A 15359-nucleotide genomic window follows, 5' to 3' on the forward strand; every position below is an offset into this window, starting at 1 on the left:
ATTTGTTCTACATTTTTTACACTGGCCACGGTGAATACGGATTGAAAGCCGTAAATTTCCCTTTTAAAATAAGAGCAAATGTTCTTTTTTAGAGGAGAGATTACATGATTACACAGTTTCCAAGGTTCTATCCAGACGAATTGTTTCATAGCTTGATTGCTCGTTATCACGCGAGAAGCGGCAATCTGATTCAAACACAATCATTAGAAGAATTATTCGGCAATCGAAATTTTCATAAGCGATCTGATGTGGAATGTCCCATGTATCTTGGGCATGTACATAGCCATGTGAGCCACTTTAGAGTTGGATCGGTAGAGGAGTGGATAGGGAAGCACACGATGTATCGATATTATACAAATACGACAGATGACGATGTACGAAAAAGGGTGTATGACAAGATGGTAAATGGGTATGAGGATGGCATCACGGCCTTTGCGAGTGCGGGAGGTGGACGAAGTTGGATTCGCCCGCCTCATTTCTTTCGGTATTGTTCCGCATGTGTAGCAGAGGATTACCATATGTACGGGGAAACGTATTGGCGAATGACGCATCAACTGCCAAGCGTGTTTTACTGCACACAGCATCATGAACCGTTGCGAAACAGCAGTGTTCCGTATCGTTCCTACAGCGACAATCCGTATGTTAGAGCAACCCGCAGCGTGTGTCACGGAGAGCCCGTTATCCCGCCTCTGTCTGCAAAAGAAGAAGCCATCCTGTTTCACTTGTCGTGTGAAAGCGAAAAACTAGCCAAGGCGGATAATCATTTTGATGATGCACAGCTGCGAAAGGTGTATGATGCATTACTTCGCCGCCAAGGATACCTCACGCCGCAAGGGAAAATCCGCAGCACACTCTATCGAGATTTTACTTCGTTCTATGGGGAAAACATTTTGAACCTCTTGCAAGCGAAGTGTTCTCCTCAAACATGGGCGCAAATTTATCCACTTCGTGCCAATCATATGGTTACATCCCATTCGGCATCTGTTGCTTCTTCATTTTTTCGGTGTTTCATGGGAGGATGTGCATACCTATGATTCGAGGGACACACCTTTTGGAGAAGGTCCGTGGCCTTGTTTAAATCTTGCTTGCTCCTTTTATCACAAAGAGGTGATTTCAAATGTCCGAATCGAACGCCACCGAAAAAGCGGGGTGCCGCTTGGCATTTTTTCTTGTTTCTGTGGGTTTACGTATACACGAAAAGGTCCTGATCAACATCCGCAAGACCGATATCGTTTGATATCAGTTCGTCAGTACGGAGAAGCATGGTATCGACACGTTCGCTTGATGCGAAAAAATCAAAAGTCATTTGCAGAAATCGGTGACATGATCGGGGTGAGCGGGAACACCATCTCCCGTCAAATGCGGCAAGAAGACGAGAAAAGGAAGAAGGAAAGAGAGCAGAAAGAACAGGTGCGGAAGAAGCGGACAGCGTTGTTTGCGATATTGATTCAAAATGGTACTCTGTCACGGCAAGAATTGAAAACAAAGGACATTCACCTGTATCAATGGCTTTTACGGTATGATGGGTCTTGGTTTCAAGGGACGATGCCAACTAGAAAGCATGTGCCAGCTTCTGTGAAGCATTCTCATGTGTCTTGGGAAGAGCGTGACGAGACATATCTTCTATCTGTACAGGAAGTGGTAGAAAAATTACGAAAAACCGTGCCGCCTGTACGCATTACCAGGCATCGCATCGGCGTTCAGCTGGGAAATGTAAGTCGTTTCTATCAGTGGGTTCCGAAGCTTCCCAAAACAAAAGCGTATTTGGAACAGTCTGTAGAAACGATGGAGATGTTTCATATACGAAAAGTACGCTTTGTAGCAGAGGAATTACGGGAGAAAGGAACAAAACTTTCGGAAACATCGATTCGGGATCGGGGACATCTTTGGACACCGTGTCAGTTACCGTTTGTGGTGCAAGAAGAGATTCGAAAGCAAATGTATCAATAAAAGACATTTTCGTGGGAATCGTTCCATTGTATTTTATGTATAAATAGCAGCTCTTTTCATTGTAATTTGTAATCAATGTTTGAATTTGGTTGTTTTTTATTGTGGTTTTTCATCTAACTAGGTTTCATGCAACAAGAGTATAGAGGAATATAAGAACATTATATGGAATAGGTAAATAAAAACAATGTTGGAGGAAGGGTTTATGAGATTATTTATTTCATATTATTTTCTCCTATGGGCTATCATATTGTTTAGTTTATGTGCGGGCTTTTCTTATATCATCTATCAAGACTGGATACACAAAGCACCTATAGCCTTCATTCGCACTGATGTTTCAATTGTCCTACTTAACGCATCTGTTGGCTTCTTATGTTTTGTGATGTTCCGATATCATCAAAATCGTATATAATAGGCTATGGCTTTACAAAAAACACGAATACATTACGTGGGATGGAGAATTTATTTGAACTATTACTTTTCATTAATCATATTTGGATTTGTTCTCACTATTATAGGGTTTAGCTTCTTCTTTGTGTCCTTGAAAGAATCTGATTGGGGAGGAAAGAAGAACATTATTGAATATGCCTTGGATATTATTGGGGTATTCTTTGATATATGGAGTATGTCTTTTGTCTTATTGGTTGTAGGATTAGTGGGAGTAGGTTTGATTATTTATTCTTTTATGGGGATGACAGAGATTTTATAAATGAGTGACTTCGATATCATCAAAATCGCATAAGATAAGCTATGATTTTACAAAAAACACGGTCGATTATTTGTCGGCCGTGTTTTCGTATGTTTGATACAAGAGCGTTGTAATCAAAGGATTGAATTTCAGTAAAACCCGTTTCTTTCAGTTCCCTTATATATTTTTCTTTTAATGTTCCATCAACTTCTCCAAAAGCTTGTCCACGTCCAAATGCAGTCTTTAAATTTAATTTATCAGCTTCACTTACTTGTTGTGTTAAAAAAGTTCCCACGCTTTTTAACACTCTGGCTATTTCCGCTGAAAAGAACGGTGCGTGGCAACATGAGATAACATCAAAAAAACCGTCAGGAAATTGTAGACAATCAGAGGACATTTGAGAAAATCGAACGTTTAACACTTTTGATTTCCTAAGATTTGATTGAGCCGTTTCCATCATTCCACTTGATAGATCAATTCCAACTAAGAAAAGCAATGAAGAGGCAATTTTTAATACATTTTCTCCTCCACCTGTACCGACGTCTAAAAGAATATCTAAACTTTTGCATCTTTTAGTTACTTCTTCATAAAAATCCCACTTAACTCCTTTGGACATACACTGTAATTTACTAAAATCCCATCCGTTTATTTTTCCAACCTTATCGTAAAAGTTTTTATATTTTAACTCATTGATTTTAAAGCCTACCTTATTAAATGTAAAAACAAGTCACCTTGCAGTGTCGTTGCTCCCAAATTAAGAATGATCGCCTCCGCTGTTCTAAGTTTCAGTAAAAATAGCAGACCTCTTCTTAGATGGCTTGTATATTATTGTTAATGAGACTCAATGTTAAAACATGGATTTTATATACTAAGATAGTTTCTGAATAGAAGTATCCTTGCTTCCCCGAATTAAAAAAATGAAATAACAGTCCTAAGATGGAGGGCTATAGATATAAAATTCGTAAGCGGAAGTCAATTAGATTATCTTTCGAACTATTCTTTTCTCAATTCACTTCGTATTGCCAATTGCGCCTTAGAGGTATATGCAAAATTGAGCCAACAAGACTTATCACTGGGATATTGACTAGTTAAAATCTCTACAATATCCCAGTGGGATAGGGGAGTTGAAACTGGGCGTATTTGACCATTGATGCGGACAGCAACCATCTGTTTTGCTTTCTCAGCATCTAATGAAAAAGCAAAATCTATAGCGGTTGCTCCTTCTGGTAAGTGAATAACATCTAATTTAGGTGTAAATACAACTATATTGTTCTCAAACAGCTCATAAGAGACAAAATTTAAGAATTCTATGGAATCTTTTGTTGCTGCTTTACTAGTGGTAATAGCTTCTCCTAGTATCTTTGGAAGCATAGTTTGCAACTCATGTTGGCTGCCTCATTTTGTCGCCTTAAATCCAGACTTGGTTAAATTTATTTAAATATTTGACTCTATTAAAGATTAATGTTGATTTTTATATTAATTAAAGGGAAATACCTAAATATGGTGTTTCCCTTATTTAAAATAAGTTAAATTCAATTAAATACTTTATCAATTTTATTTCTATCGTAATCTAATATCCAATCATTAAATGTATTATAAATATCTCTAATTGTTTTAGGGGAGCTAGCTAATAAATCACAACCTCTATCATCATAAACGTGAAATATAGTGTTCTTGTTAATATTTATGAAATACACCCTATGAAAAATGCTCGGTTTTATTCCCATATCTTGATTACAAATTGCTTTTAGCATAGGAATGTATTTAAAGTCAGAAGCCTTACATTTCAAAGTAAATCTATGTGTTTTATATTCTCCATCTTCATCGTCTTCTGGAAAAATATAAGGGATTGTATTTTGCTGTAACTTAAACAAAACTGACTTCTCTTTTACATACTTAGAAAAGATGTTCAATTTATGTTTGAAAGTTTCACCGTCTGCAAAGTCATTTACATCCACTACAACATAAATATCATCTTTTGGTGAATGTAAAGACTTAAATAAAGTAATCGCTCTGTTACAAACACCTTCTAAATATAGGCAATTTTCATAAATGTTATTGCAATCATAGTCCACACCTAATTTAAAACGAATACCAATAGCCCAATTATAAAATAGAGGTGGTCTAAGTTCTAAATTGGGAAACGTTTCGAGCATATACTCATTCAACCTCATCTCAACACCTCTTCATAGTTTGAAAATAACTAATCAAATTTTAAATCCAAGACTATACACTAAATTTAGACAGACGCAAACTATCATAAGTATAAGTCATTTCAAATACGAATGATGATAATAGGAACCCTCATTAAAATCAAAAAGCTTGGGGGGTTCCTTAAATTACCCCAAGCTTTTTTGTGTGATAATTATATTGTTATGTATGTTGCTAATTCATAAGTTATTTAACCTGTGATTTTGGATTTTCTCCACATTATCGGAACTACTTAATTTTGTATTCAATGCTCTTTTTCTTTGAAATTCGTATCTTTTTTAAGTCAGGAAACATGCAATCATGATGGTTCTTATTTTTGCTAGATCTTCTTTTATCACGATATGTCATTTCTTATTTTATCTTATCTTTTCTATTCTCTTACATCGAAGCGAACATAAACTGTTATCTTCACAATGCATCATGTTTTTCTTATCTTTTTTTATCTAATCATATGTTATCTAATTTGCTTCACTTCAGGTTAGTTTATTGGTTTCGATATAAAAGTTAGCTTGAAAATTGTAATTAAACAGTAATGGTACCATCATTCCACCATTCAATAAATGTCTGTAATGATGGGGCAACCCAAGTTCTGCTATCGTTTTCGTGATTCCAAACATATACATCATCTTTTTGTATAGATCCATTTAATATTGCATATCCAAACAAATCACCGTTTCCTCCATCTGCAAAAAACAACAGACAATCAAAAGGCATATATAAATCCTTAAAATCATCGAAATTTCTTACATTCAGATTTTCTTCAATGATTTGTTCAACTGACCAAATGAAAGAACAATCATATTCATCCAACACACCATTCGTTTCATGTAATAGAGTGGATAAATCATTCGGTAATTCCACATTAAGTTTTTCTGTTATTTGGGATATTTCAGCTTTTGTTGCAGGAAGTTTAAATTGAAAATCTGTTGAAACATTGCTGATAAAAGTCTTCCACATAGTACGTATCCTCTCTTTAACGCTTTTTCTGTATGTATGTTAATTTTAACTGAAAGTTTCATTATATGAAACTCTTCCATTAAGTCAATAAGAATATCAATAATGTCCATTAATAGACTAAAAATATAAAACGTTTTTATATGTTCATTTACTTGTTTGTTCAAATGGAAGGGAGTGTTACTTTCAGTAATAGGGCGTATTTTTAGTATATTTGTATATACATGTAGCAAGAGATGGACATGTATGGTAGGAAAAATACCATGTTAATAACAAACATGCATTCATCTTTTTGGAGAGAAACTTTCAAAATAAATACAGCATAACCAGTTTGATTTTAATGATACTGATAATACTGAATATATAAGAGGTGAATTATGGAGAGTAAATATCAGTGGACTGAAGTTAGAATCAACTGTTATTTAAAAGAAGGACGAGGCCAGGGATATAAGGAAGAATATAAACCTTGGCTAGAAGTAGGTAAGTAGGTAACGTGCCATCGTCAGGAGGGAGAAGTCGCCCAAGAGGTTGGAAAACAAACCGTGTTTATGAATTTCTTAAAGAAAAAGTTGATATAAAAAGTATTCTGAAAGAGAGATTAAATGAACACTACGGGGGTTCATTTAATCTCTCTTTCATTTAGGCTCTTTTCGCATAAATTGTTGCTTTATTTATTTATTGAATTCATTAACTGGAAGAAGTATTCAGGTTGATGAGTCTTATTTAGGTTATACCATGCATGTAATGTATCTGGTGCAAATACATCTAATTGTTTTAATACTTCCATCGCAAATTCCAGAGGAGCTACTCCTGATGCAGTAACTAAATTCTCACCAGATACTGCAGGTTCCATCTCATAAAATTTTTCTCCTTTATAATTAGGACAGACCGTTTTTAGATAATTTAAGTCATTGCTTGTATGCTTTCTAGAATCTAGATATCCCATATTTGCCAGTCCCTCAGTTGCGCCACAAATTGCAGCAACAATAGTGCCAATATTTAAAGCTTCGCCAACTTTTTTTAAGATAGGTTGATGAATATCCTCTCCCCAAGTATTCCCTCCAGATAAAATTAAAAGGTCTTTACTCTCGAGAGTACACTCATCAAGGGAGATATCTGGTTTTATGCTAAGTCCTCCTATCGTAGTAATCATTTCTTTATTAGCTCCTACTGTAACTACTTTTAAAGGCGCTAAATCTTTTTTGAAATATCTCCCTGAGTTTAGTTCAGCAATTAAATATCCATATTCCCAGTCTGACATTGTATTAAATAAATAAAGATAAACTTTTTTTGTTTGCATCCTATAACACCCCAATCACAATTGATATAGCCTATTATAATAAGAACTTATGTTCTCTTGCGATTTTACACCAAAATTAACCAATTAGACAAGATAATTATTCAACTGACTTTAAACTTATCATCGTTAAAAATGGTGTTATGTTAGTGAAAAAGCGTATCTGGAACAGTCTGTAGAAACGACGGAGATGTTTCAGATACGAAAAGTGCGCTTTGGAGCAGAGGAATTACGTGAGAAAGGGATCAAGCTCTCGGAAACATCAATTCGCGATCGAGGGCATCTTTGGATACCCCGTGAATTACCACTTGCGGTACGGGAGGAGATTGGGAAGCAAATGTATCAATGAAAATTTGTTTTTGCGAAGAATTTAAATTGCTGTAGTTAATTATATAGACAAAATCGTGTACGATAGGTTTTGAATGTACAAAAAGCGCAGCTGATTGTATCTCATTTTTAAGTAACCTTATGGTAATTCAACGAACTCATTCTTTTACAATAAATGTGTATGTAAAAAACGTAAATGTGGAAGCGGTGGATGATTCTGTTACTTTGTAGTGAAAAAAATTGGAGCAGAGTCTACATTTTTTAACCAGCGATGTTCAGGCCCATTTATTCCATTTTTAATCCATACATCTCCTTGATTTTCCTTCTGAGTCTTTCGATACCAAGTAATATATGGTCCAACAACTTGAGGCTTACGGTCTAGTTCATTTTCCTTTGGGAAGGAAATCTGCTTTTGTTCTGCTGATTTTATATTAATTGCATATAGAGTTGTAAACATTGTTGGAACAGGCCCTTCTTTCCATTCCTTGTTTTCTTTTGCACGAGCAATGATCACCACGTCTGGGGAGAACCAATCTAAATCAAGATCAACATACCCTTTTGGTGTATATTCCTTTTGTTGGTTCAAGATTGGAATGTCGGAAACGGTTGTTTTTTTGTTTTCAACGAAAAATCTACCTTCACCAGATATGTAGGCTAGTTGATTTTTTGTCGGAGCCCATTTTATCCAGTCTTCATACCAGAGCATTTTTCCTACAACTTGAAAGTGGTCTCCTGTTGATGATAGTACACACAGTGTATTGCTATCATTGGACCAAGAAGCTGTGGGTGTAGCTAGAAAGCTAACCCATTTACCATCAGAACTCCATTTGAAATATTCGGCATTAATCGCAAATAAGTCAGTTGTATTTGTTTGAATGGTGTAAAAAGGCTTTATTTTATTCGAATCGAGATTAGCGTCTACTGGAATTTTAAAAAGATGAACTGGTTCCCATCCAGTAGGGAGTAAATTGGATTGTGACGAAGCTACGAACTCTTTTCCGTTTGGAAACCATGCAAAGTCGCTAACACCTAAAGAAACATTCTCAAAACCTTTTGGTCGTCCATTCTTTGTTTTTGTAATGTTTAGTACACCACCCGCATTGTAGGCTAGTTGATTTGAAGTCGGTGACCATTGAAAATTTCTTGTTTCAATTGTTTCATATGGTTGGTAGCTTTCTTTTTGCTTTGAATCATAAATAAACAAATATGTTTTTGTAGCATGTTCATCACCATCCAAATAGGCAATAAACCGACCGTCGTTTGACCATTGGGGAGAGTAAACATGCCGATCCTTTGTGAGTTGTGTTTCTTTATCTCCCTCTTTTATCCATAGCTGATGGTCTCGGATAAAAGCAGCTCTAAGTGGTGCTTCAGCAGAAGCTATTGTTGAAAAACAAAAAAAGATTAATATTATTAATAAAACCCTCATTACCATTGATTATCCCTCCTTGTCATAGGATGTCCTGATTAAGGGTTAAGATTCAGCCTCTAAATACAACAACGCTAGGTACATAAGGACAAATAAATTATGAAGGATGCTTCAAAGGGAGTTCCTCAATGGGCGGGATGGGAGACTGAGCTTATAAATGTAAAACAATTGAATGGTGTTGGTGGTGCTTATGAAGTAACAGTTAGAGTTCATCCTTATTATGGAACCCATACAGGGATACGAAAAGTGCGCATTGTGGCACAGGAATTACGGGGGAAAGGGATCAAGCTATCGGAAGCATCGATTCGGGATCGGGGACATCTTTGGACATTGCGTCAGTTACCGCTTGTGGTACAGATGGAAACAAAACAAACAATCCTTACTTTAAAGCCATATTAACTTATACGAAGGATCAGGATTTATGTTAAAATTAAATGAAAATTGTGAATAAATATACTAAAACTAAAGCATAGGATTGTTGAAGAAGGTTTTATCCTAATTTATTTAGGGTTAAGACGGAGAGGATGGTTTCAATGGATTACATACAACATTTGAGGTCGATGGTTGGTAACGAAAAAGTAATTATGGTTGTTGCGGGTGCCATTATTTTTGATAAAGAAAATCGAGTGCTAATGCAAAAACGCTCTGATAATGGTCAATGGGGATTTCCAGGTGGGTTTATGGAATTGGGTGAAAGCGTTCAGGATACGGCCAGGAGAGAAGTTTATGAAGAGACAGGACTTTTATTAAACGAACTTGAGTTATTTGGGCTTTATTCTGGTCCTCAATATGACAAAACATTTTCTAATGGAGATCAAGTATCATTGGTTCAAATCTCATTTATTTGTAAACGGTACAGTGGAGAATTAGTAGAAAGCAACGAGGAGTCCATACAGAATACATTTTTTCCAATTGAAGAGCTCCCAGAAAATATATTTAGTGAACATAAAATGTTTGTCAATGATTTATTATCGAAAAAACAACTGCCGATTCTTGGTTAATAATTCTTTTCTTCAATTAAAAGGGCAAGATGGCTAACATCAGTGGGATGAAGTAATAGAGCAGCACCAACAAAAAATGTGGAGGGGTCCTTAGTGGAGATAAGAAAATATAATTCTGATGACATCAAACAATTTACAGATTTAATGCCAGATTTAGGTTATCCTAGTTCATTAGATGAAATGAAAGTAAGAATGGAACGTATCGAATCCAATCCAAATTATTACACTTTTGTTGCAATAAATAATAATAACTTAGTAGGGATGATAGGAATAACAATTCATACAACGTACACAAACAACGATGAAAAGATTCAAATAACATCGCTAGTTACAAAGAAAGAATATCGCGGTCAAGGTATTGCGAAAGCGTTAATGAAATATGTAGAAGAATGGTCTTTGAAAAGAGGATCTGATTTTATTTATTTTCTAAGTGGAAAAAGTGAAAGAAGGGTAAAAGCACACGAACTATATAAATTTCTTGGTTACGAAGTAACTGGTTATAGGTTTGTAAAGCGTTTGCGAAAAGTGAATATTATTTAACAATTGGAGCAAAATTGTTACTATATTCTGGAGACTATAAAATACATAAATAATTTTACTACCCTCGTACCAGATGTGTTTTATTATACAATAAATATACATACTTATTTTTTGAAGTGGAATTAGTATACTTAATTATTGTTACTGTACATAAAATCCAAAACAGATTTATGCACTTTGCATGCATTGCGAGTATACTTAATAATTGTCACTCGACACTAGTTGAAAAGCGACAATTATTAGTGTATCTATACAATTATTCATTCGATAACAAATGAATCTCAGTGATTGTGAATAGGTAACTCAAGCTTTGCATTTTCATTAAATTGGAATGTAAAGGACAAAAAACTTGGCTGGATTTATTCAGCCAAGTTTTTTTAATTTCCTATAAAAAATGAAATGACAAAAATAAGTGTTACTTTACAAAAAGAACTGTTACTAAAACCTCTGAATATTTGTGAACGGTTATCGCGCTCATTTAAGTCATTGGATTGACCGATTTAAAAGTGTGGCGACATAACTAGTTGGAAAGGTCATCGCCATCAACTTAAGAAATTGATTGTTCCCCAAAAGGAGAAAAATGAGCCGAATTCTCATAAATAACTGTAAAAAGATAAAATTTTCGTTAAGAGGCTGTCTCAAAATCCTAGGTTGATGAGCATGGGCGGTACCCCCTATACGTTAAGAAATTGACTTTTGGGATTTCTATTAAATTAGAATTCTACAATTAGCAAAATAATCATTATTTACCCAATTGTTTATTATAAATATTAATTGAATGTACCTTTTCTGCTAATAAATTATCTATTATTTGCTTTAATACCCTTGGCTCGCGTAGTTCTTTATTATCAAATTTCACTAGCTCATTTATATTAATCCACTTACTATCTAAGATCTCTTCTTCTTCAAGGTACAATAAACCACCAGTAACCTCGGCATTAAAATGAAATAGGACAACTTGAGTGTTTGTACTGCTGATAAAATTATATACACCAGTTGTGCTATTAAGTTTTACATCAAAGCCTGTTTCCTCTTTTACTTCCCTGCAAGCTGAATGGAAAATGTCTTCACCATATTCAATACGTCCACTTGGAAAGTTCCACTTCTCAATGGCAGTTGGTTTATTTTCTTTTATTATTAAGACTTTATCATCTTTAAATACTGATATACTAACTACTAAAACAATCCCATTTTGAGTGATTTTATTTCCTCCAGTATTTTATACTTATTGAAACACTTTATTTTGTGAAGAAGTTAATTTTATGAACTCATTAACATCTTTAACACATAATTTTATCCCTTTTTCCCAAAAAGTTTCTAATGTGATATCTTCTCCTAAGTGTTTCATTACTAAATCTTCTGCTGACATACTTCCTGAATCACGAAGCAATTTTAAATAGTCTTTTTCAAATTCTTTCCCTTTTTCTTTTGCGTTTGCAAACATACTTAATGCAAATAAATATCCAAATGTATATGGGAAATTGTAAAAAGGAGATTGTGTAATATAATAATGTGGTGTCCATATCCATGAATGGAGTGAAGCATTATCAAGGGAACCAGCATACCCTATATCTATTGCTTCTTGCATTATTTCATTTAAGCGTGATGATGAAACAATTCCCTTTTTACGTTCCTCGTAAAATTTCTTTTCAAACAAAAATATAGAATGAATATTCATAAAATTCATGACACTACGCTTTAATTTCTCATCAAGTAAAAACAATTTTTCATTAGTAGATCCCGCTTTTTTCATTGCAGCATCTAAAATAATCATCTCAGAAAATGTTGAAGCAGTTTCGGCAATACTCATTGGATACTGTTTATTTATTCCATTAATAGGTTTCATTGCATGGTTATGAAAGGCATGACCTAACTCATGAACTAATGTTAATAGATTTGTAAACGTACCGTCATATGTCATAAAAACTCTTGATTCCTTCGAAAGTGGAAACCCAGCACAAAAAGCAACAGCTGACTTATTAGAGCGATTTTCTGATTCTATCCAACCTTTATTGAAAGCCTGTTTAGCAAATTGCTCTAGTTCTGTTCCAAACTGACTAAAATGCTCCAATATGAAATCAACAGCATCTTCGTATTTTATTTTTTGATCACTCTTTGTAACAGGTGCCCAAAAGTTAAATGATTTCATTTTTTCATGACCATTCATTTTTGCTTTTTGATTTAAGTAGTTAGTGAAGGGGGGTTTGAATTTATTAACCGCAGACCACATTGCATTTAGCGTTTCTTTTTTTATACGATTTTTCATTAAGGGTTCTTCTATTATATTATCTAAGCCACAATTTTTGTAAACTTGTAATCGAAATCCTGCAATATGATTTAATATTTTCGCAAATAATTCTTCATTTTCTCTCCACTTATTTTCTAAAGCGGTATGAGATTCTTTACGAACTTCTTCGCTAGGGTGTGAACGTAAATTTATAGCTTGCCCCACTGATAATTCGTTTTGTTGACCATTTATTTGAACTTTAATTCTAATATTGCTTATAAACGAATTATAAAATTGCCCCCAAGCATGATACCCATCTACCATAAGGTCTGACACTAAATCTTGTTCTTCATCTGAAAGTTTCATTTTAGTATCTTTACGCCATTCATTTAGTATGAACTTGTAATTTGCTAAAACATCAGTATTAAGTAAGTCCGCCCACAAATATTGATTTGTTTTTATTAAAGTATTTTTCACTTTTTTCAATGCAGATTCAAAACGAGTATATATTGCTGTTATTTTTCCTTGTAATGTTATAGCATGTTGATCCTTAGGATTTTGAGCAAGAAGACAGGTTATAAAAGAATTAGCTTGTGATATATAAATTTGAATGTCTCCTATGTAATCAAGTAAATCTGCAACTTTTTCTGATTCATTTATGTTTCGCGGGGTATTAAAAAAATTTAGTTTGTCTTCAAATTTATTCACCTGAACATCTAAATCTTTTATATGTTCACTTAATTGAGATGATTCACTTCCACCTGGGAATAGATTATCTAAGTTCCAAACTTGTAAATATTTTGTTTCTTCCAATTATTTCTCCCCCCTTAAATTATAATAACCCTACAATGACCGAACGTATATTCTTGATTTTATCATATCCTAGAGTGTTATTACATTATTTTACTCAAATGGTTTAAGTACATTTCTATTCACTCTCCCTATCACTGTACCATAAATATCCATATTTATTATGTATTAAACACTATTAATAGTTCCAAAAACGACCGTTTTTGGTTAAAAGAGAAAAGTATCACCCCTAAGTGATACGCAAAAGCAACAGCTGGATGCACTACTTAAAGTAAGTCCTGTATACAATAAAACGACACTGGCTTGGCTTCGAGAGGTCCCTGGCCAATCTTCTCCGGAAGCCTTTCTCAAAGTCATACAGCGTTTACAGGTTATTAGAAATTTAAAGCTACGGGTAGATGTAAAAAAAATTCATCCAAATCGACTATTGCAGTTGTCCCGCTTAGGTTCCAAATACAAATCGCGTTCCTTCCGGAGGTTTAAGGAAAATAAAAAGTTTGCTTTGCTAGTTTTGCATCTTTTTCATCTGAGCTAGGACCTTGTAGATTATGCGTTTGAGATTCATAACAGACAGATGTGGCTTTAAAACAAAGTTTGATAATTTATAAAAAAGTCTGATCGTTTAAAATAAAGATTGATAATATGTAAAAAAGTTTGATCAAAATCCTGTGTTGATGTGCAGGATTTTTTCTTATTCAGCAATCGGGCCATTTAATTGAGTAAGTCTTATTAAACGAACGGTGGCAGGATAATGAATTTCATGGAGTAAAATAAGAAATTAGAGTAGAGAATTATTTAGAAAACAAAAAGGGATATGCCTTTGTTAAAATAAAAGATTTATTTTTAGTAAAGAAAAATTAAGCTTGAAATAAAGGTTTGAAAAAACGGTATGGACATTGCCAACCGTTTTTTTTTAGGGATTTATAAAACTTTTCAATGGAGTGCGTCGTCTAATAAATGGGAAGGAGGAGCTGATGTGGATGAATTAACAGCAGAGGCGTTTGAAATGGAAGATAAGGAGGACCTTATAGATGAGATAATGAACAAGTATGGACAGGAAATCTTACAGCTTGTTTATTCATATGTGAATAATAAAGAGGTCGCTGAGGACTTAACGCAAGATATATTTGTTAAATGTTATAAATCTCTTCATACATACAAAGGGAAATCAAATGTAAAAACATGGTTATGGAGAATTGCCATTAATCATTGTAAGGACTATATAAAAAGTTGGTATAACAAAAAGGTAATTGTTACAGAGGATGAATCTACGTATATTGGGATTCAAAAAGAAAGTGTTGAACAGATTGTTATTCAAAATGCAGAGGAACGTAGGCTGGCTTCTGCAGTAATGAATTTACCGATAAAATATCGAGAAGTGATTTATCTCTTTTATTATGAAGAGTTGCCAATTAAAGATATTGCTATGGTAATAGAAGTGAAGGAAAATACGATAAAAACAAGACTGAAAAGAGCTAAGGAACTATTGAAGAAAGGATTGGAGGAATAATCAAATGGAAGATGGATTAAAAAGCCTACGAAAATCAATGGAGAATACAACTTTTAAACATCTGAGTTTTTCTGATCAGCATCGAAAGCAGGTACACGAAAAAATTAATCAATCATACAAAAATGAAGAAGATATCCTTTTAGCAGTTTTGCAACTTCTCATGAATGAAAAAACAGGGTACGAATTGGCACAGCTATTGCGTGGGAGAGGGGTTCAAAAATTCGAAGGAAATGAAGGTTTTTTATACACCTTATTACATCGTCTGGAACAGAATCGTTTTATCCAATCAAGTTGGGATCATTCAGGAGCCAAATATTATCAATTAAATGATAAGGGAAGAAAGGTGCTACGAAAGGCAGAAAAAAATTCTACAAAGGCACGATTTATATTAAAAGGATTAGTACAGGAGTGAGACAAA

At 34.2% G+C, this 15359-nt stretch carries 16 protein-coding genes and 1 pseudogene; 9 read left to right on the plus strand and 8 right to left on the minus strand.

Annotation, left to right across the window (positions count from 1 at the left end; genetic code table 11):
* Positions 1-104 precede the first annotated feature (104 nt).
* From AB1279_RS09635 to AB1279_RS09645, 3 genes are all read left to right on the plus strand, one after another.
* Positions 105-1034, plus strand: coding sequence for a TniQ family protein (locus tag AB1279_RS09635; RefSeq protein ID WP_429758552.1), 930 nt, complete (start codon positions 105-107; stop codon positions 1032-1034).
* Positions 1021-1950 carry a TnsD family Tn7-like transposition protein gene (locus AB1279_RS09640; protein ID WP_429758553.1) on the plus strand — a complete coding sequence of 310 codons (930 nt, stop codon included), beginning with the start codon at positions 1021-1023 and terminating at the stop codon, positions 1948-1950. The genes AB1279_RS09635 and AB1279_RS09640 overlap by 14 nt, the downstream gene beginning before the upstream one ends.
* 463 nt (positions 1951-2413) lie before the next feature.
* The gene (locus tag AB1279_RS09645; RefSeq protein ID WP_429758554.1) at positions 2414-2656 is read left to right on the plus strand and encodes a hypothetical protein; all 243 of its coding nucleotides are present in this window, start codon (positions 2414-2416) and stop codon (positions 2654-2656) included.
* Between the two features lie 106 nt (positions 2657-2762).
* On the opposite strand, the pseudogene AB1279_RS09650 reads toward AB1279_RS09645, so the two are convergent.
* The 5 genes and pseudogenes from AB1279_RS09650 to AB1279_RS09670 all read right to left on the minus strand — a co-directional run.
* Positions 2763-3329 (minus strand): annotated as a pseudogene (locus AB1279_RS09650) (class I SAM-dependent methyltransferase); the annotation flags it as partial.
* 299 nt (positions 3330-3628) lie between these two features.
* Complete coding sequence (locus AB1279_RS09655; protein WP_429758555.1) at positions 3629-4006, minus strand: TGS domain-containing protein; 378 nt, start codon at positions 4004-4006, stop codon at positions 3629-3631.
* Positions 4007-4167: 161 nt separating this feature from the next.
* Positions 4168-4809: a DUF3885 domain-containing protein gene (locus AB1279_RS09660; RefSeq protein WP_429758556.1), complete on the minus strand. Its 642-nt coding sequence runs from the start codon at positions 4807-4809 to the stop codon at positions 4168-4170.
* Positions 4810-5368: 559 nt separating this feature from the next.
* Positions 5369-5803: an SMI1/KNR4 family protein gene (locus AB1279_RS09665; RefSeq protein ID WP_429758557.1), complete on the minus strand. Its 435-nt coding sequence runs from the start codon at positions 5801-5803 to the stop codon at positions 5369-5371.
* Between the two features lie 664 nt (positions 5804-6467).
* Positions 6468-7100, minus strand: coding sequence for a type 1 glutamine amidotransferase family protein (locus AB1279_RS09670; RefSeq protein WP_429758558.1), 633 nt, complete (start codon positions 7098-7100; stop codon positions 6468-6470).
* Between the two features lie 187 nt (positions 7101-7287).
* On the opposite strand from AB1279_RS09670, the gene AB1279_RS09675 reads away from it, so the two are divergent.
* Entirely contained in the window at positions 7288-7446 is a 159-nt protein-coding gene (locus AB1279_RS09675; RefSeq protein ID WP_429758559.1) for a hypothetical protein, read from the plus strand.
* A 198-nt stretch (positions 7447-7644) separates the two neighbouring features.
* Here the strand turns inward: AB1279_RS09675 and AB1279_RS09680 are convergent, their stop codons facing one another.
* The gene (locus AB1279_RS09680; protein ID WP_429758560.1) at positions 7645-8859 is read right to left on the minus strand and encodes a translocation protein TolB; all 1215 of its coding nucleotides are present in this window, start codon (positions 8857-8859) and stop codon (positions 7645-7647) included.
* A gap of 93 nt (positions 8860-8952) precedes the next feature.
* Here AB1279_RS09680 and AB1279_RS09685 point away from each other — a divergent pair, with 93 nt between their 5' ends.
* The 3 genes from AB1279_RS09685 (at position 8953) to AB1279_RS09695 (ending at position 10394) form a co-directional block, all read left to right on the plus strand.
* Positions 8953-9252, plus strand: a complete 300-nt coding sequence (locus AB1279_RS09685; protein WP_429758561.1) for a DUF3888 domain-containing protein — start codon at positions 8953-8955, stop codon at positions 9250-9252.
* A 134-nt stretch (positions 9253-9386) separates the two neighbouring features.
* Entirely contained in the window at positions 9387-9854 is a 468-nt protein-coding gene (locus AB1279_RS09690; RefSeq protein WP_429758562.1) for an NUDIX hydrolase, read from the plus strand.
* 93 nt (positions 9855-9947) lie between these two features.
* Positions 9948-10394 (plus strand): GNAT family N-acetyltransferase, encoded by a 447-nt coding sequence (locus tag AB1279_RS09695; protein ID WP_429758563.1) that lies wholly within the window; start codon positions 9948-9950, stop codon positions 10392-10394.
* Positions 10395-11136: 742 nt separating this feature from the next.
* Here the strand turns inward: AB1279_RS09695 and AB1279_RS09700 are convergent.
* A complete protein-coding gene (locus AB1279_RS09700; RefSeq protein ID WP_429761334.1) occupies positions 11137-11595 on the minus strand; it encodes an NUDIX hydrolase in 459 nt (152 codons plus the stop codon).
* A 24-nt stretch (positions 11596-11619) separates the two neighbouring features.
* Positions 11620-13434, minus strand: a complete 1815-nt coding sequence (locus AB1279_RS09705) for a M3 family oligoendopeptidase (RefSeq protein WP_429758564.1) — start codon at positions 13432-13434, stop codon at positions 11620-11622.
* A gap of 973 nt (positions 13435-14407) precedes the next feature.
* On the opposite strand from AB1279_RS09705, the gene AB1279_RS09710 reads away from it, so the two are divergent.
* A complete protein-coding gene (locus AB1279_RS09710; RefSeq protein ID WP_429758565.1) occupies positions 14408-14941 on the plus strand; it encodes a sigma-70 family RNA polymerase sigma factor in 534 nt (177 codons plus the stop codon).
* A gap of 4 nt (positions 14942-14945) precedes the next feature.
* On the plus strand, positions 14946-15353 hold the full coding sequence (locus AB1279_RS09715) for a PadR family transcriptional regulator (RefSeq protein ID WP_429758566.1): 408 nt from the start codon (positions 14946-14948) through the stop codon (positions 15351-15353).
* Positions 15354-15359: the final 6 nt, after the last annotated feature.

This window comes from Bacillus sp. S14(2024) (assembly GCF_050473785.1).
Taxonomy (GTDB): domain Bacteria; phylum Bacillota; class Bacilli; order Bacillales; family Bacillaceae_G; genus Bacillus_A; species Bacillus_A yunxiaonensis.

Coding starts and splice junctions, on each gene's coding strand:
- AB1279_RS09635 (WP_429758552.1), top strand. CDS start 105: ATGATTACACAGTTTCCAAGGTTCTATCCAGACGAATTGTTTCATAGC.
- AB1279_RS09655 (WP_429758555.1), bottom strand. CDS start 4,006: ATGCTTCCAAAGATACTAGGAGAAGCTATTACCACTAGTAAAGCAGCA.
- AB1279_RS09660 (WP_429758556.1), bottom strand. CDS start 4,809: ATGAGGTTGAATGAGTATATGCTCGAAACGTTTCCCAATTTAGAACTT.
- AB1279_RS09665 (WP_429758557.1), bottom strand. CDS start 5,803: ATGTGGAAGACTTTTATCAGCAATGTTTCAACAGATTTTCAATTTAAA.
- AB1279_RS09670 (WP_429758558.1), bottom strand. CDS start 7,100: ATGCAAACAAAAAAAGTTTATCTTTATTTATTTAATACAATGTCAGAC.
- AB1279_RS09675 (WP_429758559.1), top strand. CDS start 7,288: ATGTTTCAGATACGAAAAGTGCGCTTTGGAGCAGAGGAATTACGTGAG.
- AB1279_RS09680 (WP_429758560.1), bottom strand. CDS start 8,859: ATGGTAATGAGGGTTTTATTAATAATATTAATCTTTTTTTGTTTTTCA.
- AB1279_RS09685 (WP_429758561.1), top strand. CDS start 8,953: ATGAAGGATGCTTCAAAGGGAGTTCCTCAATGGGCGGGATGGGAGACT.
- AB1279_RS09690 (WP_429758562.1), top strand. CDS start 9,387: ATGGATTACATACAACATTTGAGGTCGATGGTTGGTAACGAAAAAGTA.
- AB1279_RS09715 (WP_429758566.1), top strand. CDS start 14,946: ATGGAAGATGGATTAAAAAGCCTACGAAAATCAATGGAGAATACAACT.